Source organism: Mesorhizobium sp. P2_B11 (assembly GCF_056404855.1).
This window is the reverse complement of sequence record NZ_JBFUDF010000008.1, coordinates 265,406-285,488: the sequence shown is the minus strand read 5'-3', so window position 1 is coordinate 285,488 and position 20,083 is coordinate 265,406. Positions and strand designations below refer to the sequence as shown.

18 protein-coding genes are annotated in these 20,083 nt (G+C 63.7%); 8 read left to right on the top strand and 10 right to left on the bottom strand.

Annotated features, from left to right (window positions below; all coding sequences use genetic code 11):
• Window positions 1-278: 278 nt before the first annotated feature.
• Together dnaG and AC1DYJ_RS26250 are read right to left on the bottom strand one after the other, a co-directional pair.
• A complete protein-coding gene (dnaG, locus tag AC1DYJ_RS26255) occupies window positions 279-2,219 on the bottom strand; it encodes a DNA primase (RefSeq protein WP_477285039.1) in 1,941 nt (646 codons plus the stop codon).
• Window positions 2,220-2,357: 138 nt separating this feature from the next.
• Complete coding sequence (locus tag AC1DYJ_RS26250; protein WP_477285041.1) at window positions 2,358-2,750, bottom strand: RcnB family protein; 393 nt, start codon at window positions 2,748-2,750, stop codon at window positions 2,358-2,360.
• Between the two features lie 384 nt (window positions 2,751-3,134).
• Here AC1DYJ_RS26250 and AC1DYJ_RS26245 point away from each other — a divergent pair, with 384 nt between their 5' ends.
• Both AC1DYJ_RS26245 and AC1DYJ_RS26240 read left to right on the top strand, forming a co-directional pair.
• Window positions 3,135-4,799, top strand: a complete 1,665-nt coding sequence (locus tag AC1DYJ_RS26245; protein WP_477285043.1) for a Na/Pi cotransporter family protein — start codon at window positions 3,135-3,137, stop codon at window positions 4,797-4,799.
• Window positions 4,800-4,938: 139 nt separating this feature from the next.
• Window positions 4,939-6,120 (top strand): MFS transporter, encoded by a 1,182-nt coding sequence (locus AC1DYJ_RS26240; protein ID WP_477426296.1) that lies wholly within the window; start codon window positions 4,939-4,941, stop codon window positions 6,118-6,120.
• A 6-nt stretch (window positions 6,121-6,126) separates the two neighbouring features.
• Here the strand turns inward: AC1DYJ_RS26240 and AC1DYJ_RS26235 are convergent, their stop codons facing one another.
• Both AC1DYJ_RS26235 and AC1DYJ_RS26230 read right to left on the bottom strand, forming a co-directional pair.
• Entirely contained in the window at window positions 6,127-6,684 is a 558-nt protein-coding gene (locus tag AC1DYJ_RS26235; protein WP_477285045.1) for a GNAT family N-acetyltransferase, read from the bottom strand.
• Between the two features lie 51 nt (window positions 6,685-6,735).
• Complete coding sequence (locus tag AC1DYJ_RS26230) at window positions 6,736-7,185, bottom strand: GatB/YqeY domain-containing protein (RefSeq protein ID WP_477285046.1); 450 nt, start codon at window positions 7,183-7,185, stop codon at window positions 6,736-6,738.
• A gap of 252 nt (window positions 7,186-7,437) precedes the next feature.
• Here AC1DYJ_RS26230 and carA point away from each other — a divergent pair, with 252 nt between their 5' ends.
• Window positions 7,438-8,655 carry a glutamine-hydrolyzing carbamoyl-phosphate synthase small subunit gene (carA, locus tag AC1DYJ_RS26225; protein WP_477285048.1) on the top strand — a complete coding sequence of 406 codons (1,218 nt, stop codon included), beginning with the start codon at window positions 7,438-7,440 and terminating at the stop codon, window positions 8,653-8,655.
• A gap of 2 nt (window positions 8,656-8,657) precedes the next feature.
• On the opposite strand, the gene AC1DYJ_RS26220 is transcribed toward carA, so the two are convergent.
• The 3 genes from AC1DYJ_RS26220 to ypfJ all read right to left on the bottom strand — a co-directional run bounded on the left by AC1DYJ_RS26220 (window position 8,658) and on the right by ypfJ (window position 11,928).
• Window positions 8,658-9,578 (bottom strand): aldo/keto reductase, encoded by a 921-nt coding sequence (locus tag AC1DYJ_RS26220; protein ID WP_477285050.1) that lies wholly within the window; start codon window positions 9,576-9,578, stop codon window positions 8,658-8,660.
• Entirely contained in the window at window positions 9,575-10,840 is a 1,266-nt protein-coding gene (locus tag AC1DYJ_RS26215; RefSeq protein WP_477285052.1) for a TCR/Tet family MFS transporter, read from the bottom strand. Before AC1DYJ_RS26215 ends, AC1DYJ_RS26220 begins: the two co-directional genes overlap by 4 nt.
• Before the next feature lie 152 nt (window positions 10,841-10,992).
• Entirely contained in the window at window positions 10,993-11,928 is a 936-nt protein-coding gene (ypfJ, locus tag AC1DYJ_RS26210) for a KPN_02809 family neutral zinc metallopeptidase (protein WP_477285054.1), read from the bottom strand.
• 187 nt (window positions 11,929-12,115) lie between these two features.
• On the opposite strand from ypfJ, the gene AC1DYJ_RS26205 reads away from it, so the two are divergent.
• Window positions 12,116-14,185 carry a hypothetical protein gene (locus AC1DYJ_RS26205; RefSeq protein WP_477285056.1) on the top strand — a complete coding sequence of 690 codons (2,070 nt, stop codon included), beginning with the start codon at window positions 12,116-12,118 and terminating at the stop codon, window positions 14,183-14,185.
• 23 nt (window positions 14,186-14,208) lie between these two features.
• Here AC1DYJ_RS26205 and AC1DYJ_RS26200 read toward each other — a convergent pair whose 3' ends face one another.
• Window positions 14,209-14,397: a hypothetical protein gene (locus tag AC1DYJ_RS26200; protein ID WP_097572777.1), complete on the bottom strand. Its 189-nt coding sequence runs from the start codon at window positions 14,395-14,397 to the stop codon at window positions 14,209-14,211.
• Between the two features lie 100 nt (window positions 14,398-14,497).
• Complete coding sequence (mntR, locus tag AC1DYJ_RS26195) at window positions 14,498-14,953, bottom strand: manganese-binding transcriptional regulator MntR (protein WP_181058845.1); 456 nt, start codon at window positions 14,951-14,953, stop codon at window positions 14,498-14,500.
• Window positions 14,954-15,194: 241 nt separating this feature from the next.
• On the opposite strand from mntR, the gene AC1DYJ_RS26190 reads away from it, so the two are divergent.
• The 3 genes from AC1DYJ_RS26190 to AC1DYJ_RS26180 all read left to right on the top strand — a co-directional run bounded on the left by AC1DYJ_RS26190 (window position 15,195) and on the right by AC1DYJ_RS26180 (window position 18,244).
• A complete protein-coding gene (locus AC1DYJ_RS26190; protein ID WP_477285058.1) occupies window positions 15,195-16,556 on the top strand; it encodes an Nramp family divalent metal transporter in 1,362 nt (453 codons plus the stop codon).
• A 55-nt stretch (window positions 16,557-16,611) separates the two neighbouring features.
• Complete coding sequence (locus tag AC1DYJ_RS26185; protein WP_477285060.1) at window positions 16,612-17,472, top strand: protein-L-isoaspartate O-methyltransferase family protein; 861 nt, start codon at window positions 16,612-16,614, stop codon at window positions 17,470-17,472.
• A gap of 121 nt (window positions 17,473-17,593) precedes the next feature.
• Window positions 17,594-18,244: a dihydrofolate reductase family protein gene (locus AC1DYJ_RS26180; RefSeq protein ID WP_477285062.1), complete on the top strand. Its 651-nt coding sequence runs from the start codon at window positions 17,594-17,596 to the stop codon at window positions 18,242-18,244.
• 230 nt (window positions 18,245-18,474) lie between these two features.
• Here AC1DYJ_RS26180 and AC1DYJ_RS26175 read toward each other — a convergent pair whose 3' ends face one another.
• The gene (locus AC1DYJ_RS26175) at window positions 18,475-19,344 is read right to left on the bottom strand and encodes a LysR family transcriptional regulator (protein ID WP_477285535.1); all 870 of its coding nucleotides are present in this window, start codon (window positions 19,342-19,344) and stop codon (window positions 18,475-18,477) included.
• Window positions 19,345-19,441: 97 nt separating this feature from the next.
• Here AC1DYJ_RS26175 and AC1DYJ_RS26170 point away from each other — a divergent pair, with 97 nt between their 5' ends.
• Window positions 19,442-20,047, top strand: coding sequence for a LysE family translocator (locus AC1DYJ_RS26170; RefSeq protein WP_477285064.1), 606 nt, complete (start codon window positions 19,442-19,444; stop codon window positions 20,045-20,047).
• Window positions 20,048-20,083 lie beyond the last annotated feature (36 nt).

The following is a 20,083-nucleotide window of genomic DNA, read 5'->3' as shown; positions in this document are numbered from 1 at the left end:
CCGGTTTTCACTTTTGGGCGACATGCATTAAGTCCAGATTAACCCTGATATCTGTGGCAGGCTGACAGCCTGTCCAGTGATCAGCACCTCGCATCGCTGCATTTTCCATCGACGCTGGCACGGGTTAACGTTTCGAATCGTCCTGATTCCGTCATTCTGCCAGAAGGTCAAGCGCCTCTCGCATGATTCGCATCAAAAAAGCGAATCAATTACCCGACTTAGAGGCGTCGATTCGACGCGCAGCACTCTTCATCATTCATTCTTGCGCAGGTTTCGACCTACACGCGCCCAGCCTTGCCCGAGGACACGCCGAACCCTTCGATCAGCGCTTCCGTTGCCTGCACATCACGAAATTGCGCCTGAATCTCGACGAGATGCCGGTAGTTTTCGTCTGTGGGATCGCTGGCGAGCGCTGCTTCCGCCTGCTTCAGCTCCTTATGTAAGGTGCGCGCGCTGCGCTGCAAGTGCAGCGCCTGGTTGAAGGCGTCGCGGGCATCGTCAAGGGCAGCTGTTTCCAGCGCCGGCCATTGCCTCGCCCGCTGGATCAGCGCCACCGCGCGCGCCCAGATCTCCGCGCAGCCGGCACGCTCGATCGTTGAGACCACCGCACCGCGGTCATTGGCCATGTCATGCGCCATGGCGTCGAGTATGGCGGCGTGCAGCCGCTGCAGATCGCTGTTGGCGAGATCGAGGAACTCGACATGGGCGAAATTCTCGTCGATCAGCGCGGGGTGATTGACGAGAGCGACGATGATCGTCGCCTCGCGCACCGACATCATCTCGCCGCCGCGCTTGACCATGGCGGAGCGGCCGAGGCTTTCGGTGATCGCCGCGCGTGCGCCGACTCCGCTGCCTTTCGCGAACTGGCCGCCGGGCGCCGGCGTCTTGCCCTGCCCCGGCTTCCAGTCCTGGCGCGGTTGCCGAACAACGCGCTGGGCGCTGAAGAAGTTTTGCTCCCGCTCGCGCATCCACTGCTGGTAGTGATAACGCTGGCTCTCATCGCGGATGCGGCTGGTCAGTTCGCGTAACGTCTTTGTCAGCCCTGCCCGCCGCTCGGGCGTGTCGAAGACGCCACCAGATGTCTCGCGCATCCACAACAACTCAGCGAGCGGCCGGGCTTCCGCCAGCACGGCACGAAACGCGTCCGGTCCCTCGGCCTTGACCAGGTCGTCGGGGTCCTTGCCCTCCGGCAACAGGGCAAAGTGCACCGAGCGCCCCGACTGGACCGACGGCAGCGCAAGATCAGCGGCCCGCCATGCCGCCTTCAGCCCGGCCTGGTCGCCGTCGAAGCACAGCATCGGCTCGGGCGCCATGCGCCACAGAAGTTCAAGCTGGTTTTCGGTGAGCGCGGTGCCGAGCGGCGCCACGGCATTTTCGAAGCCGGCCTGCGCCAGCGCAATCACGTCCATATAGCCTTCGACGGCAATCACCGTGCCACCTTTGGCCAGCGCCTTGCGGGCGCGGGCGAAATTGTAGAGCACATTGCCCTTGTGAAAGAGCTCGGTGTCGGGCGAGTTCATGTATTTGGCCAGCGCATCGGGCGCCAGCGCGCGGCCGCCAAAGGCGATGATCTTGCCGCGCGAATCCGGGATCGGGAACATGATGCGGTCGCGGAACCAGTCATACGAAACCGGGATGTCGTCGCCGTGGCGCACCAGCCCACAGGCCTCGATATCGGCCTTGGGCACGCCCTTGGCTGCGAGATGCTCCTTCAGCGCATTGCGGCTGTCGGGCGCAAAGCCGAGCCGGAACGATTGCTGCGTCGCCGGCGTCAGCCCGCGGTCCCTGAGATAGGCGCGGGCTTTCGCCCCTTCCGGCCCCTGCAGCCGTTCCTGGAAGAAGACAGTCGCCATCTCCATGACGTCGGTCAGGCTGGCGCGTTCCTTCTCGCGCTGTTCCTCCCGTTCGTCGCGCACCGGCATCGGCACGCCGGCCATCTCGGCGATCTTCTCGACCGCTTCGGGGAAACTCATGCCGTCGAGCTCGGTCAGGAATTTGAAATGGTCGCCCGACACCGAGCAGCCGAAACAGTGATAGCGGCCCTTCTTGTCCTCGCAGTGAAAGGACGGGCTCTTCTCGTCATGGAAGGGGCAGCAGGCCCAGTAATCGCCGCGCGAGGCGTTGGTCTTCCTCCTATCCCACGCAACGCGCTGGCCGATAACCGATGAAATCGGCACACGGTCGCGTATCTCGTCTAGGAAGGCGGGCGGAAAGCGCATCGGGAAACTCGTTTGTCCCTCATATAATCATCTGCGCGGAATCCGACGACCCCTATTGCTGAGCTTACCCGGTTTCCACAGGGCAAAAAGAAAGGCGGCCGTTGAGGCCGCCTCCTTTCAAAACACCTGCCTGTCAGCTTACTGCGCGGCAAGCGCTCCGAAGATGACACCGGACAGGATGCTGACCAGCACATAGTCGTTGCCGACGCGGATCCACTCCTGGCCGCGGCCGGGCCGATGCAGGCCGTAGCGGCCATAGTCGCGGATCGGCTGGTGCTGTCTCCAGCTCGAATATTTCTGGCCATTGCGCCAGTGGTTGCGCTTCACGACCACCTTCTTTTCGAAACGCTTATGGATCACGCGCTTCTGGATGACACGTTTCTTGACATCCCTGTTGGTGGGCTTCTGCCAGTCGACGTTGGTGTAGTTCGACTGCGGTGCGGCTGGCGCGTTCACCGGCGCGGCCTGGCCGGTCAGCGACGTCGCGGCCAGCATCGAGAAAGCGAGGGCGGAAAGAACAATGCGTTTCATAACGGGGCTCCTTGGTTGTCGATGCCAGAGGAGTAGCGCTCGAAGGATGAACTGAAACTGAACGCCGGCATTACAATTATGTAATGAAATCCTTGATTTAACGCGGATATTTCAACATCATCGCGAAAGCTGGGATTTACCTATCAGGGAATCCAGCGCGGCACGCCACGACGTGGCCGCACAGCGTAAGCATTCGCAATTCCTTTGTTTCCGACACGCGTTGTCGCGCCGCGACGACCTCCTGAAATCGACAAAATTTTATTATCCGGCTAAAATATCTCGGCTAATATAAGCGACTGCCATGATCATGATTCGCACCTTCGTTTTCCTCCCCGCACGGCACGCGCTCCACATCGCGGTTCCTGTCCGCATCCAGGCGTCGACATGAGCGGGTCCGTCGTTCTCCTGCATCTGGCCGGCGCCGTGGCGCTGATGCTGTTTGCCACCCGCATGGTGAAAACCGGCGTCGAGCGCGCCTATGGCGACGTGCTGCGCCACAAACTGCGCGCCACCATGCGCAATCCGATCATGGCGGTGCTGGCCGGCTGCGGCCTGTCGATCGCGCTGCAGAGCTCCACCGCCGTCACGCTTCTGGTCGGCTCCTTCGCCGGCGCCGGCATCGTCTCCGGCATATCGGGCCAGCTTGCGGTGCGCGGCGCCGAGATCGGCTCGGCGCTGGTGGTCAAGCTGCTGACCTTCGATCTCTCGCTGCTGGTGCCGATCTGTCTTGTCGCCGGCACCATCATGTTCATGGCCACCGAGCGGCGCGACTGGCGCCAGTCCGGCCGCATCCTGGTCGGCATCGGCCTTTTGCTTCTGTCGCTGGAAATGATCGGCCAGGCATCGGAGCCGCTGCGCCAGAGCACGCTGATGCCGCTGATCGTCAACTATTTCTCCGGCGATTTCGTCACCGCCTATCTGCTTGCAGCCCTCATCACCTGGCTGTTCCACTCCTCGATTGCCGCGGTGCTGCTTTTGGTGACGCTCGCCGGCCGCGGCTTCATTCCGCCGGAACTCGGCATCGTGCTGGTGCTCGGCGTCAATCTCGGCTCCTCGATCATCGCGCCGCTGCTCACCCGCAGCGCCGAGCCAGGCGTGCGTGTCGTGCCGATCGGCAATCTGTTGATGCGCGGCATGGGCTCGCTGTTGATGCTGATCCTGTTCATGACGCTGAAGCCGCCGGTCGCCTTCCTCGGCGCAACCGTGCCCGACCAGATCGTCAACGCCCACATCCTGTTCAATGTGCTTATCCTGCTCGCCGGCCTGCCGTTGGCCGGTCTGGTCTATCGCGTTTCAGAGAAGATCGTGGCGATGGGCACCAAGCCCGAACCGGCAGCGGCGCTCGACGTGGTGGAGTTGTCCGCGCTCAACGACAGCGCGCTCGACGTGCCGAGCCAGGCACTCGCCAACGCCACCCGCGAAGTGGTGCGCGTCTGCGAAACCGTCGAGATAATGCTGAAGCGCATCATCGAACTCTATGAGAGCGCCGACGGCGACAAGATCAAGGCGCTGGCAGCCCTTGATGACCGCGTCGACAAGAAGCACGCGGCGATCAAGCTCTACCTCGCCAAGGTTACCAGGAACGCGCTCTCCGAAGATGAGGCGCTGCGCTGCCAGGAGCTGATCGGCGCCTGCGTCAAGCTCGAGCAGGTCGGCGACATCATCGTGCGCAACATGCTGGTGCATGTGAAGAAGAAGCTCGAGCGCGGGCTGGAGTTCACGCCCGAAGGCTGGCGTGAGCTCTGCGCCTTCCATGCCTCGGTGCTTGCCAATGCAAGGCTCGCCTTCAACGTGCTGGTCTCGCGCGACCCCGAGGCCGCGCGCCAGCTGGTGCTGGAAAAGGACCGCCTGCGCGACCGCGAGAAGGAAACCAGCGCCAGCCATTTCGTGCGCCTGCGCGACGGCACCGCCAGAAGCGTCGAGACCAGTTCCATCCACCTCGACACCATCCGCGACCTGAAGCAGATCAACTCGCTGCTGGCCTCGATGGCGTATCCGGTGCTGGAAGAGCGCGGCTTGCTGGGTGGATCGCGGTTGAAGGCGGGGTGAAGTGCTGATCTCCCCCCTTGTGGGGGAGATCAGCACTTCACCGTTCAAGAAAACCTAAACCGGCACCAAAAATTTCTGCATTGCCCGCAGCCCCCATCCATGGTTTGAGGCGGCCTCATCTCAGGATCGCTTCCGCGCCATGCTGCCGCTCATTGCCCTGTTCATCGCCGCCTTCGCTTTCGGTACCACCGAATTCGTCATCGCTGGTGTGTTGCCGCAAGTGGCTGATGGTCTCGGCGTCTCGATCCCGACTTCCGGCTATCTCGTCTCCGGATATGCCGGCGGCATAGCGGTCGGCGGACCATTGCTGGCGCTCGCCACCAAGGGCATTTCCCGCAAGATGCTGCTGCTTGGCCTGACCGTCGCCTTCACCATCGGCCAAGCCGCTTGCGCGCTGGCGCCCGATTTTGCCTCCATGCTGCTGTTACGCATTGCCGTCGCCGTCGCCCATGGCGCCTATTTCGGCGTCGCCATGGTGGTCGCCGTCGGCCTCGTGCCCGAGGACAAGCGCGGCATGGCCGTCGCCGTCATTCTCTCCGGCCTCACCGTCTCCAACGTTATCGGCGTGCCGGCGGGCACCGCGATCGGCAACCTCTGGGGCTGGCGCGCCACCTTCTGGGTGATGTGCGCGCTGGGCGTGGTGGCGCTCGCCGCCATGGCCACCCTCCTGCCCCGCACGACCGGCGCGTCGAGCCCGTCCACCAGCCTCGGCAGTGAGGTGCGCGTGCTGGCGCGCCAGCAGGTCTGGACCTCGCTGATCCTGATGCTGATGCTGATGATCGGCCAGTTCGGCCTGTTCACCTACATCACCCCGACGCTGCTTCAAGTCACCCACCTCGACGAGAGCCTGATCCCCTGGGTGCTGCTGCTCAACGGCGTCGGCGCCACCATCGGCGTCTTCCTCGGTGGCAAGCTCTCCGACTGGAAGCTGATGCCGTCGCTGATCACCATGCTCTTCCTGCAGGCTGTGATGCTCGGCGTGATATATGCCGTCAGCCCCTACCCCGTGCCGATGGTCGTTGCGATTTTCCTCTGGGGTGGCCTCAACTTTGCCATCGGCACGCCGATCCAGACCCGCATCCTGGCCTGGACGGCGGACGCATCCAACCTCGCCTCATCGCTCATCCCGTCCGGGTTCAATGTCGGCATCGCGCTCGCAGCATCGCTGGGTGCGGCCATGCTCAATGCCGGCTACGGCTATCGCAGCCTGCCGGTGGTCGGCGCCGCGGCCATGCTGGTAGCGGTGGCGGTGGCGATTGCCTCCTATGTCTGGGAAGGCCGCAGCCGGGCAGCGCCGCCATTGCCGGCAGCTGCGGAGTAGCACCGCCTACAAATCGATCCGGAACAACAAGCTCTCGGCGCCGCCATACACGGCGTCCTTGGTGAACGGGCCGACCAACCGGCCGCCATTGGCCAGCACCACTTTTTGCGAGGCCGGATTGTCGAGATCGGTGGTGAGCTCGACATAGTCGAGGCCGACCGCCCTCGCCTCGGGGAGCATCAGCCGCAGCGCTTCGGTCGCATAGCCGCGGCCGCGCTTCCACGGCACCACGGCATAGCCGATATGGCCGAGAACATGCGACGGCAACGCCGATGTGCCTGTCTGCCAGCGCAGGCCGATGGAGCCGACAGCCTCGCCGTCCCAGATCCAGCGCCGGAAACTCGGCAGCCGCGGCACTGTCGTGCCATCGGGCAAGGCGATGGGCGGTCCGTTGGCCTCGGGATCGTCGAGGCTGGCAAGGAACGCGACCGGATCCTCCTCGATGGCGGCCAGTTGCTCGCGCGTCGCTTCCATCAGCCGGACATTGTCCGGCGACCAGCCGCGCTCGAGCGCCGCCTTGTAGGACGGCAAATGTTCGAGCGCAGGCTTGACGATTTCGATCATGATTATCGGTCCGCTGGCGCTCGATGCGAAGCGTGATGGTAGCAGCAGCCCTTACTGCAGCAGGCCTTTGACGATGCCGCTTGCCTTGCCGAAATCCATCTGGCCGGCATATTTCTGCTTCAGCGCGGCGATCACTTTGCCCATGTCCTTCTGGCTTGCGGCACCGGTGGCAGCGATCGCTTCGCGGGCGGCCGCCGTCACCGCGGCGTCGTCCAGCTGCGTCGGCAGGAAGCCACGGATGATCTCCATCTCGCCGCGCTCCTGCGCTGCCAGTTCCGGCCGCTTGCCGTCGTCGAAAGCCTTGGCCGATTCCTCGCGCTGCTTCACCATCTTGGCCAGGATCTGCAGGATCTCCTCGTCGCTGGCCGGCTCCTTGCCCGAACCGCGATTGGCGATGTCGCGGTCGTGGATGGCGGCCTGGATCAGCCGCAACGTCGGCAGCCGGTGCTTGTCCTGCGCCTTCATCGCGGTCTTCAGGGATTCGGCGATTTTTGCGCGCATGATGCTTTCTCCTTCGAACGGCGCGGACAATAACCGTGGCGAACCTGTAAAGCAAACCCGCCAAGCCTATGATATCGTTCGACGAAACAAATGTGCGCCGTTTTGGCCCGGCATCATTGACCGCTCTGGCGCCTTCCCCTATGTACTCGGCCTTGCATAAGACAATGAATTTACGCGCGCAGGCCCGAGAAATCGGCCGCGCCGTTTGCTGCACAGAACCATCGAAGCGAGCAACCTGACAGGAGCGCCGCCATGGCCGAGATGACCCCCGCGTTGACCCCCGCTTGGGCAACCGAAAAGCCGACAGCCCTTCTGGTGCTGGCCGACGGCACGGTCATCGAAGGGCGCGGCCTTGGCGCCACCGGTTCCGCCGTCGCCGAAGTCTGCTTCAACACCGCACTCACCGGCTACCAGGAAATCCTCACCGACCCGTCCTATGCCGGCCAGATCGTCACCTTCACCTTCCCGCATATTGGCAACATCGGCACCAATGACGAAGACATTGAAGACTTGAACCCGGTCGCGCGCGCCGGCGCCGTCGGTGCGGTGTTCAAGGCCGATGTCACCAACCCGTCCAACTACCGCGCCGGTACCGGCCTCGATCAGTGGCTGAAGAAGCGCGGCATCGTCGCGCTCTCGGGCATCGACACCCGCGCACTGACCGCGCTGATCCGCGAAAAGGGCATGCCCAATGCCGTGATCGCGCATGCGCCGGACGGTGTCTTCGACCTTGACGACCTCAAGCGCCGCGCGGCCGCATGGTCGGGCCTGATCGGGCTCGACCTCGCCAAGGAGGTCACCTCGGGCCAGTCCTCGGTCTGGCGCGAAACGCCATGGGTGTGGAATGAAGGTTTTGGCGAACAGGCCGAGCCGTCCATGCACGTCGTTGCCATCGATTACGGCGTCAAGCGCAACATATTGCGCCTGCTCTCCGGTCTCGGCGCCAAGGTCACGGTGGTTCCGGCCAGCACCGGCTCGGAAGAGATCCTCGCCATGCAGCCGGATGGCATTTTTCTCTCCAATGGCCCGGGTGATCCGGAAGCCACCGGCGATTACGCCGTGCCGGTGATCCAGGATCTGCTCAAGACCGACATTCCGGTGTTCGGCATCTGCCTCGGCCACCAGATGCTGGCGCTGGCGCTGGGCGGCAAGACCGCCAAGATGCACCAGGGCCATCACGGCGCCAACCACCCGGTCAAGGATCACACCACCGGCAAGGTCGAGATCGTCTCGATGAACCATGGTTTTGCCGTCGACGCCGACTCGCTGCCCGAGGGTGTTGAGGAAACCCATGTCTCGCTGTTCGACGGCTCCAACTGCGGCATCGCGCTGACGGGACGCCCGGTGTTTTCGGTCCAGCACCATCCCGAAGCCTCGCCCGGCCCGCAGGATTCGCACTATCTGTTCCGCCGCTTCGTCAACTTGATCCGGCAAAAGCGCGGCGAGGAATTGCTGGCCGAGCGGGCCTGAGCTTACGCCACCGGCCGGCCTTCGCTGGCTTCCAGTATGGCGAACCATTGCTGGCGGTCGAGGTTTATCTCCAGCGCCTTGACCATCGCCGCCAGCCGTTCCGGCTTCATCGTGCCCAGCACCGGCACCAGCCGGGCCGGATGGCGCAACAGCCAGGCGATGGCGATTGCGGCGAGATCGGCCACGCCGGTTTCAGCTGCAACTGCCGCGATTGCTGCCCTGACCCGCGCCTCGCGCCCTTCCTTGCCGGTAAACAACGAGCCGCCACCGAGCGGCGACCAGATCATCGGCGCATAGGAAAGCCGCTGCGCATGATCGAGGCTGCCATCGGTGAGCGCATTGGTTTTCAGCACCGACATTTCGATCTGGTTAGTGGCGAGCGGAAATGGCAGCCGCGAAGCTAGAAGGTCGAACTGCGAGGGCGTGAAATTCGAAACGCCGACCGCCCTCACCTTGCCTGACTTGACCAAACCGGCAAGGGCTGCCGCCGTCTCGTCGGCATCCATCAATGGGTCCGGCCGGTGCAGCAGCAACAGGTCGAGATAGTCGGTGCCGAGATTGGCGAGCGAACGCTCGACCGAGGCGGCGATATGGGCCGCACTGGTGTCGTAATGCTTCAGCCGGTTTTGCGGCCGGCTGTCGGAGGCCAGCATGATGTCGCATTTCGAGATCAACTCGATGCTGTCGCGCTTGCCCTTCCAGCGCGACAGCCCGGCGCCGAACGCCGCCTCGACCTCGTAGTTGCCGTAGATATCGGCATGGTCGAAGCTGGTCAGGCCGAGATCGACTGCGTTGCCGATCAACCGGGCGACCTGATCGGCATCCGGGCGGGCGGCACTGTCGAGCAGTCGCCAGGCGCCAAACACCAGGCGCGACAGCGACACCCCGTCCTTGGTCAGCTTTATGCGGCTGTCGTGGCTCATACCTGCGCTCCGTCTTCAGCGACGCCGGTGGCGGGGCTTCTCACCGCCGCCGGCCGCGCCACTTTCGTCACAAAGACGATAACTGCAAGCGTGAGGAAACACGCGCCGAGCAGATAGGGCGCACCGCCAAAGGTCACCGGCGCATTCGGCCCGGTGAACCAGGAAAAGATCGCCGTATAGAGCAGCGGCGTGATGATCGAGGTGATCGAGAAGATCGAGGTCATCGCGCCCTGCAATTCGCCCTGCGCCGAAGGTGGCACCTTGGCCGCGGCGAGGCTCCTCAGCGGCGGATCGGCCAAGGCTTCCAGGCAGCCGACAACGATCACCGCATAGATCATCCAGCCTTGCGAGGCGAAGGCGTAGCCGAACGCGCTTGCGGCCGTGAATGTGAGACCGATCACCGCCGTCCTCCACTCGCCAAGTTTCGGGATCACGCGCGGCAGCACCGTCGCCATGACGATCGCGCCGCACAGGCCGAAGGCGCCGAGCGAGAAGCCAATCTGCTGCTCGCTCCAGCCATAACGATAGTTGGAGACGAACGACCACACCGCCGGATACATCATGTGGCCGAGCGTCATCAGGAAGAAGGCGAGCCCGATCCAGCCAATGCCCTGGTATTGGCGCATCTGCATGAGCGTGCCGACCGGATTGGCGCGTTTCCATTCGAAGCGGCGGCGGTGCTTTTGCTCCAGCGTTTCCGGCAGGAAGAACAGCGCGATCAAGAAATTCACGAAGGCAAGCCCGGCGGCGAAATAGAACGGCACGCGCGGCCCGAACGTGCCGAGCAGCCCGCCCAGCACCGGCCCGATGACGAAGCCGACGCCGAAGGCGATGCCGAGCAGGCCGAAATTCTTGGCCCGGTTCTCATCGTTCGAAATGTCGGCAATGAAGGCCGATGTCGTCGAATAGCTGGCACCCGAAATCCCGGCCAGCACGCGGCCGATGAACAGCATCGGATAGGACCAGGCGATGGCGCAGATCAGGTTGTCGATCGAGAAGGTGAGCACGGAGGCAAGCAGGATCGGCCGTCGCCCGAAGCGGTCGCTCAAGCCGCCCATGATCGGCGCGAAGAAGAACTGCATCGCGGCATAGACGAAGAACAGCCAGCCACCCTCGATCGCCGCTTCGCTGATGCCGACGCCGGACAACTCCCTGAGAAAGGCCGGCAGCACCGGCATGATCATGCCGAAGCCGATAATGTCGAGCAGCAGCGTGGTGAAGACGAGCGCAAGGCCCCGCCTGGCGGTTTTGGGGTCGATCATGATGGCGTCTGCTCCCTGGGACCGCCCTTGGGCGGGCGCTCGTTATAAGCGAGGCGTCACCTTGGAACAATAGGAGAACGCCTCAGGCGTTCTCCTCCTGACATCTGTTGCCGGTGCCGTGGGCGCTGTTGTGGCTTAAGCTTGCGAACGACTCAAATTGGGCCGCTCAGCGTGTTGCAATCCGACAGCTTGCCGCTCTTGTAGCCGCGCGCCAGCCAGGTCTGCCGCTGCTGCGACGTGCCGTGGTTGAAGCTTTCCGGCACGACATAGCCCTGCATCTTCTTCTGCAGCGTGTCGTCGCCGATCTGCTTGGCGGCGTTCAGCGCCTCTTCGATGTCGCCCTGCTCGAGAATGCCCTTCTGCGCGGTGAAATGCGCCCACACGCCGGCGAAGCAGTCGGCCTGCAATTCGATGCGCACCGACATCTGGTTGGCCTCGGCCTCACCCATGGACTGCCGCATCTGGTTGAACTTGGGCAGAATGCCGGTGAGGTTCTGCACGTGATGGCCGACCTCATGCGCGATCACATAGGCCTGGGCGAAGTCGCCCGAGGCGCCGAACTGCTGGTCAAGCTGCTGGAAGAAGGTGGTGTCGAGGTAAACCTTCTGGTCGCCGGGACAATAGAACGGTCCGGCCGCCGTCGAGGCAAAGCCGCAGGCCGAGCGGATCTGCCCGCTGAACATCACCAGCTTCGGGTCCTTGTATGTCAGGCCCTGTGACTGGAATATGCCGGTCCAGGTCTCTTCGGTCTCGGCTAGCACGGTGGCCACGAACTGCTTCATCTCGTCGGAAGCAGGCGTGCCGGCACCCTCGTCCTGGCCGCCGCTGTTGTCGGTGATCTGGCCGCCGCCACCCGGCAGCACGCCGCCGCTGTCGCCTGTGCCCAGAATCTGCGATGGATCGAAGCCGAAATACCATCCGGCCAGCACCACGAGGATCACGAGCAGGATGCTGCCGCCACCACCGGTGCGGCCGCCGATCGGGACGCGGAACTGGCCAGGGCTGCCGCCGCCGAAACCACCACCGCCGCCGCTGTCGCTGCGCTCGTCCTCGACATTGTCACTCTGACGGCGGCCCTTCCAGAGCATGGCAACTCCCCGTGATGCGAATTTCCGGCTGACCTGGCCGATGTCTCAGCCCGGTCCGACCCAACAAACGAATATCCCAATGGTTGCATCAAGTCACAGTATTTTTCGCGGCAGCGCATCGCGGCTTCGCCTCTGGCCGAGGCGGCCTGCGCGCTGTAGCATCCGGTTCGAAAGGGGTGTCGGGGGCTTGCGGACGATCGGCCGATTTCTGTTGCTGGCGGTGCTGCTGTGCCTCGGCTCATGGCCGGTTGGCGCCGTCACGCTCGATTCCAGCGTCGCCGTCACCGATCCCGACACGCTGCAGGCGCTCGAGCGCGGTGGTCTTTCCATCAGCCGCCTGCTCGGCCCGGCGCTAGGCCTGACGCGTGAGGTCGACAATCGCGGCCTGTTTTCGGTGCGCGCGCTGACCCCGGTGCGCAACGCCGTCAAGCAGGAAATCGGCGACGAACCGGCCGCCAGTCCCGACCCCTATGTCGCCGCGATGGCGAAGTCGAAGGACCCCAGCCAGAAATTCAACCCGAAATACATCGACGATGACGGCTCGACGCTGGACCTGACCGGCGTCGTCAACCGCATGGATCGCGGCTATCTCGGCCACACCGAATGCGGCGAAATCAGGCTGATCTACCGCTTCCACTATTCGGTGGCGGAGAAGCCGGCGAAAGGAAAGACGGCGCAGCGTATTTCGTCGCGCCTGCCGTTGACCATGAGCCTGGTCTTCAATGCAAAGCCTGGTGAGGCCCGCGCCCGCGCCTCAAGGGACCGTCCAAGCGCCACCGCCGTGTCGTGTGCCGATGTTGCCAAGCGCTGGCTGACCGCCGGTGAGAAGGATTTGCCACCCGATCAGTTGGCGGCGTGGCTGCTCTCCGATGAAGGTCCGCTCTCCAACGCCATGTTGAATTCATCGCAGATCATGCGGCTTGAACTCAACATGCAGGTTCTCCGGCTGTCGGCTTCGAGCCGGCGCGATTTCGGCGGTCATGCCGAATATCTCCTGAAAATTTTCAAATGGGATCCGGCGAGCTCGACTTTCCAGGAATCAAAGATGGAGAACCAGATCGACCGAAAGGTCGTTCTGGCCGACCGGCCGGCCTTCGCCAAATGGCTGCTGACCGACCGCAACATCTACGACCTCGATCGCGGCCGGCTAGTGATCGACGACAAATTCCTGGCGACCAGCGCGGTCTCGGTCGCACCCGGCGGCATGGCCAGATCGCAAAACAACATCGCCTATGGACTGCTCGACGATGCCGATATCGACAAGGCGCTGCAGGACTATGTCGCCAGGGGCAACACGCTGCGCAGCGTGAAATCCGTGGCCGGCTTCAACCTGCGCCTCAACGAGATGACATGCACCGGCTGCCACCAGACGCATGGCATTGCCGGCTTCCACTATACCGGCGCCGATCCTTCCAGCGAGCCGCGCCGCAACGCCGTCTTGGTGCCGGGCTCGGCGGTGTTCTTCGCCGACCTGCCGCGCCGCCGCGCCATCGTCGAGGACTTCGCCGCCGGCGGCCATCCTGATTTCTCGCGCGGCTTCGCCGCCCGCCCCGACGCGAAATATGCCGAGGCGCTGAACGGCACCGATCTCTACAATGGCTGGGGTTCGATCTGCTATCGCGGCGAGGATGCGAGTTTCAAGGACTGGAGCTGCGGCGCCGGCCTGCGCTGCGCCGGCGTCCATGAAAGCGCCATCCATCCGGGCTTCGGCACCTGCGTCAGCGAGAAGGGCACCGCGGTCGGCGACCCCGTCGAGTTCGGCGAGATCAAGATGTCAAAATGGGGCAGCGACCAGTATTGCCGCCTGTCGCCGGCTACTGCAAAGGCCTGCGCCATCGATCCGGCGCGCGACAAGAAACCGGTAATCAAGCTTGCCGGCTATGGCGCGGCGCGCCAGCGCTACGACAATCCCGAGCAGAAGACCGGCGGTTTTCCCGGCGGCATGTTGCGCAAGGCGAGCTGCGATAAGCTTCCCGAGGAGGCGACATGCGGCCGCCTCGCCAAGACTGGCTTCAACGACTGCATCGCATCCGGCAAGGATCACAAATCCTGCACCAGCGAATTCACCAAGACCGCTGGCCTGCGCGCCTGCGACAAGGCGCACCCGTGCCGCGAGGACTATATCTGCACCGCCGGCTACGACGATCTGGCCGAAGCCAAGCCCGGCAAGGGCACCTGCATTCCGCCCTACTTCATCTTCCAGTTCCGCGTCGACGGCCATCCACGAAGCTGGGTGCAGGATGTGAGCGAGGAATAGGCTGCGCGTTGCCGCTTGCGATCTCAGCTCTTCTGCTTGGCGCCGGCGCTCTTGCCGTCCGAACTCTTGGAGCGCTCCTCGAAACGTGCGGCGCCCTTCTTCAGCGGCCGGCCGGTTTCTGCCTCGGTCTTGCGCTCGTCTTTCGCGGCTGCCTGCCTCAATCCCTTGGCAGCCTGCTTGCCCTTCGCGGTCGGTGCCTGTTCGACGCCCATGATTTTCCTCCCTTGGCGCGCAACAATCGCGCGCGACGTCAGGAGCAACGAGCCTGAGGTGCAGAGGTTCCGGTAGACTTTGGTCCGAGGCCGGGAAGCCTCAGCGCGGCGCGATCATCGCCTTGCGGAAGGCTTCCAGCGTCTCGGCGCTGACATGATGCTCGATGCCTTCGGCATCGATGCGCGCCGTCTCGGCACTGACACCGAGCGAGCGCAAAAAGGCCTCCACCGTCTGGTGGCGGATGCGGCTTTCCTCCGCCACCTTGCGGCCGGCATCGGTCAGGAACACGCCGCGATACGGTTTTCTGGAGACGAGCCCGTCGGCGCACAGCCTGGTCAGCATCTTGGCCACCGTCGGCTGGGCGACACCGAGCCGTGCCGCAATATCGACCTGCCGCGCCTCGTTGCCGTCCTCGATCAGGTCGGCAATCAGCTCGACATAGTCCTCGACCAGCGCGCTGCGGCGCGCTTCGCGCGTATGCCGGAAGCCTTCGGAATGCACATCGGCATCCGGAAGCGGCTCTTCGCGTCGAACCGGTTTGTGCTTCAGCGCCAATACGCGCTCCTTCCTGGCTTTCGACAAATCAACCGCCCTTTGCCATTCATAGCACGGGCTTAACTGTTCAAGCCGTTTATTTGCATTCCATGGCAGGCGCAACCGGCGTTTGCGATCACCCCCTGCGTGTCCGTCCGTCACACATAGGAAGCACATACAATGAAATATAGCATATTGCATAATGTTGAGCCCTGGCATAGATAGGATGGCAGACACCAATCCATCCAGCGGAAAACTCTCCATGTCCGAAGCCGACGCAACCTTGGGATCAACCTCCTGGCGATTTGACAGGCCGGAGGACAATCCGCCCAGCCTGCGTGAGGTGAATTCTACGATCGCGGTGCCGCAATCCGGCGTCTGGTTCCGCCGCCTGTTCGCCTTCATGGGGCCGGGCTACATGGTTTCGGTCGGCTATATGGATCCGGGCAACTGGGCGACCGACCTCGCCGGTGGCGCGCAGTTCGGCTACACGCTTTTGTTCATCATCATGCTGTCCAACCTGATGGCGATCCTGTTGCAGGCGCTCGCCGCCCGGCTTGGCATCGCCACCGGCCGCGACCTCGCCCAGGCTTGCCGCGCCTATTATCCGCGCCCCGTCAGTTTCGTGCTGTGGATCGCCTGTGAACTCGCCATCATCGCCTGCGACCTCGCCGAAGTCATCGGCACGGCCATTGCGTTGCAGCTTCTGTTCGGCATTCCGCTGATCGGCGGCGCCATGCTGACGGCGCTCGACGCCTTCATCGTGCTGTTGTTGATGAACAAGGGGTTCCGCTATCTCGAAGCCTTCGTCATCGCGCTTTTGATCATCATCTTTGGCTGCTTCGCCATCCAGATATTTGCCGCGGCGCCGCCGGTCGGTTCGATCCTGCATTCGATGTTCGTGCCGTCGACGGAGATCGTCACCAACCCGGCGATGCTCTACATCGCCATCGGCATCATCGGCGCCACGGTCATGCCGCACAATCTCTACCTGCACTCCTCGATCGTGCAGACGCGTGCTTATGAACGAACCGAAAAAGGCAAGCGCGACGCCATCAAATGGGCGACAACCGACTCCACCATTGCGCTCATACTGGCGCTGTTCGTCAACGCGTCGATCCTGATCGTGTCGGCTGTCGCCTTCCACGGCACCGGCCATCAGGACGTCGCAGAAATCGGCCAGGCCTTCGAGCTGCTGTCGCCGCTGCTTGGCCTCGGCATCGCCTCGATCCTGTTTGCGGTGGCGTTGCTCGCCTCCGGCCTCAACTCGACCGTGACGGCCACTCTGGCCGGCCAGATCGTCATGGAAGGTTTTCTGCGCTTGCGCATTCCGCAGTGGGCGCGCCGGCTGCTGACGCGCGGCATCGCCATCGTTCCGGTGGTGGTCGTCACCGCGCTCTATGGCGAGAAGGGTACCGGCCAGTTGCTGGTCTTCAGCCAGGTGATCCTGTCGATGCAGCTGCCCTTCGCAGTCATCCCGCTGGTGCAGTTCGTCTCCGACAAGAAGAAGATGGGCAACCTTGCCATTCCGCGCAGCGTGGCGGCGCTTGCCTGGGTGGTCGCGGCGATCATCCTGGTGCTCAACTTCAAGCTGCTCTACGACACCGTCTTCGGCGTCGGCTGAGTTTCTTTTTCCGGATCGCGACAAACCGGCGGCTTGCGCTATCTTGCTAGCCACCATGACAAGTGTCGAAGACGCCAGGAAATTCTATGCGCAGCTGATGGCGGCCAATGCCGGCTCGGCCGATCCGCGTCTCGAAGAGGCTTTCGCCACAGTGCCGCGCGAGGCCTTTCTCGGTCCCGGCCCGTGGACGGTGGTCGCCGGCAGGGCGCTCATCACCGGCAACGGCAAGATCGTGACGCCGAGCGCCGATCCGGTTCACATCTATCAGGATGTGCTGGTGGCGCTCGATGCCGACAAGGGTATCAACAATGGCGAGCCCTCCCTGCACGCCATGTGGATTGCCAGGATCGCCCCCAGGCCGGGTGATGCCGTCACCCATGTCGGCGCCGGCACCGGCTACTACACAGCCTTGCTGGCCCGGCTGGTTTCGCCGGGCCAGGTGACCGCCTTCGAACTGGAAGCCGACCTCGCCGCCAGAGCGACAAAGAACCTCGAAACGTATCGCAATGTGAGCGTCGTCCATGGCGATGCGGTCACGGGCGATCTGCCGCCATCCGACATCATCTATGTCAACGCTGGCGTCGTCGCCCCACCGGCTAGATGGCTACAGGCGCTGAAGCCTGGCGGCCGCATGATCTTTCCCTGGCGCCCGGCCCAGAGCGTCGGCCTTGCCGTGATGGTGACCCGCACCGACAAGGGCTTTGCCTGCAACCCGTTCATGCGCTCATGGTTTATCCCTTGCGTTGGAGCGTCGACAGCCGCCGCCACAGCGAAGATCCCGGACGGCCAGCAGGCGGCGCGTAGCCGTTCGATCTGGCTGACATCAGACAAGGCGCCGGACCGCACCGCCACCGCTGTCATCGGCGATGTCTGGTTTTCGTCGCAGGCTCCTGGCAGCGGGCTAAAACGGCAATAGCGATCGTTCATCGGCCAGGGCTGGACGTTTTTGCCCACGACTGTCGGGCGGCCGCCGGCTTGAGCGTCCTTGGATCGAAGTCCGGCCCTGACGGCGCGGACCAATGAGAAGGAAAAATCCAATGCGAAAGATCATCGCCGCCACCTTCGTCAGCCTCGACGGCGTCATGCAGGCCCCCGGCGGTCCGGAAGAGGATCCGGTTGGCGGCTTCGAGTTCGGGGGCTGGACCTTCCACTACTTTGACGAGGTGGCGGGCGTGGCCATGGATGAACTGTTCTCCAAACCTTTCGCCCTGCTGCTCGGCCGCAGAACCTACGACATCTTCGCGGCATACTGGCCTTACCAGAAGGATCCGATCGGAGATGCCTTCAACCCTGCGACCAAATATGTGGCGACGCATCGGCCGGACAGCCTGACCTGGGAGAACACGCAATGGCTTGGCGACGATATCGTCGCGGCGTTGCGCCGCCTCAAAAAGGAGGATGGACCTAACCTTCTCATCCAGGGTTCGGGCGAACTGATCCAGACCTTGCTCGCCAACGGGCTGATCGACGAGATCCGGCTGATGATCTTCCCGCTGCTGCTGGGCAAGGGCAAGCGGCTGTTCGACGGCAGCGCGATGCCGGCCGCCTTCAAGCTCGTGAAGTCGCAGACCACGACCACCGGCGTCATCATGGCGACCTACGAACGCGGCGGTGAGATCAAGGTCGGGTCGTTTGTCACGCAGGAGCCGTCCGACGCCGAATTGGAGCGGCGTAGGAACTGGAAGTAAGATTGTCGGACGTGGCGCCAAGCTGGAGCACCCCTCATCCGACCGAGCTTCGCTCGGCCACCTTCTCCCACAAGGGGAGAAGGGGGAGCCCGGCGCATACGGCTCGGCCTATCTCCAGCGTTTGCAATTAGCGGTAACCTGCGTGCGCCTTGCCTTCTCCCCTTGTGGGAGAAGGTGGATCGGCGCGCAGCGCCGAGACGGATGAGGGGTGCTCCAGCGAAGTGCGGCGCTCAAGCCGCCACAGCCCGCCGTGCCAGCCCATCCCTGATATACCGCGCGAACTCCTGCGCTGCGGGCGCCACGCCAAATCTTGGCAGATGCAGGTTGATCGAAAAATTCGGCAGCGGCGGCAGCCCGGCATCGAAAGGCAGAATGTCGAGGTCGGCCGGCACGGTGGAGGCGAGCCAGGCGGTGACGGCGAGGTCGGAGCGCACCGTCGCCGTCGTGGCATCGATGTTGCCGTTTTCGAACACAGTGCGCCATTCCAGCCCGTGCTCGTTGAGTGCGGCCAGCACCACCGGGCGGAAGGCACAGGTGTCGGCGACAATCGACACCGGCAGCGGCCGCTTAGCGCGGGCGACGCCGCCCTTGGCCCCGACCCAGACCAGCCGGTCGATGGCGAGGCACTCGCCCGCAGTCGGGCCAACCCGTTCCTCGATGACGGCAAGATCGATGGTGCCGGCCGCAAGGGCAGCAGTAAGGTCCGGCGAGGCGGCGCAGAGCAGTGAAATCTCGACCTGCGGATAGGTCTCGGCATAGGCCTTCATTACCGGCGCCAGCAAGGTGCCGACGAGGTCGTAAGGCACGCCGAGCCGCACCTGGCCGGCCACTTCCGTTCCCGCCATCTCGGCCCAGATCTCGTCATTGAGGCCAAGCAACCGCTTTGCCTTGCCGAACAGCCGCTCGCCGGCCCGCGTCAGCCGCAAGCCGCGGCGGTCGCGCTCGAACAGGCTGCAGCCCAGCGCCTCCTCCAGCCGCTTGACCTGCTGGCTGACGGCGCCTTGCGTCAAATGCAGTGCGTTCGCTGCGGCTGTCATGCTGGCCTTATCGGCAACGGTGACGAAGGTGCGGATCAGCGCCGTGTCGAGGTTTCGGATCATGGCTAACATTATATCTGCTAATGCAAGGCATCGCAAACATTGCATTTACTGAAGTAGGCACGCCACTACGATGGGAGCCCTCACCGAGGAAGCCCGTATGCTCGAGCCCATCATTCCCCTTGTCGTTTTCGCAATCATCGCCACCGGCACGCCTGGCATTGCCACCACGCTGTCGACGGCCTCCGGTGCGCAATTCGGCTTCCGCCGTTCCGTCCCGCTGATGACGGGCAGCGCCACCGGTCTTGCCACAGTAACGGGAGCCGCGGCCGCCGGGCTCGCCGGACTGCTGCTCGCCGTGCCGTCGCTACAGCTGGCGATGAAACTTGTCGGCTCGCTCTATCTTGTCTGGCTGGCGATCAAGATCGGCCGCGCCGGGCCGCCCAATCTCGATGTCACGATGGCCAAGCCCACCAGTTTCCTCAGCGGCGCCGGCATCCAATGGCTGAATCCCAAGGGCTGGGCGATGGGCCTGGGTGCCGCGGCATCGTTCGCAGCACTTGCCGACGGACCGGGACAACTCGCACTGCTTCTCGGCTCGACCTTTGGCCTCGCTGCCGCCGTGATGTTGTCCATCTGGTGCGTGGCCGGCATGGTGCTGGCACGTCTGCTCAGGACCGAATGGCAATGGCGCGCGCTCAACATCGTGCTGGCGCTGGTGCTGGCTGCGTCGATCATTCCGATGTGGCGGGGGGCTTTGACGTAGAAGTTCGCGCCAGTACCCCCACCCGGACCTTCGGTC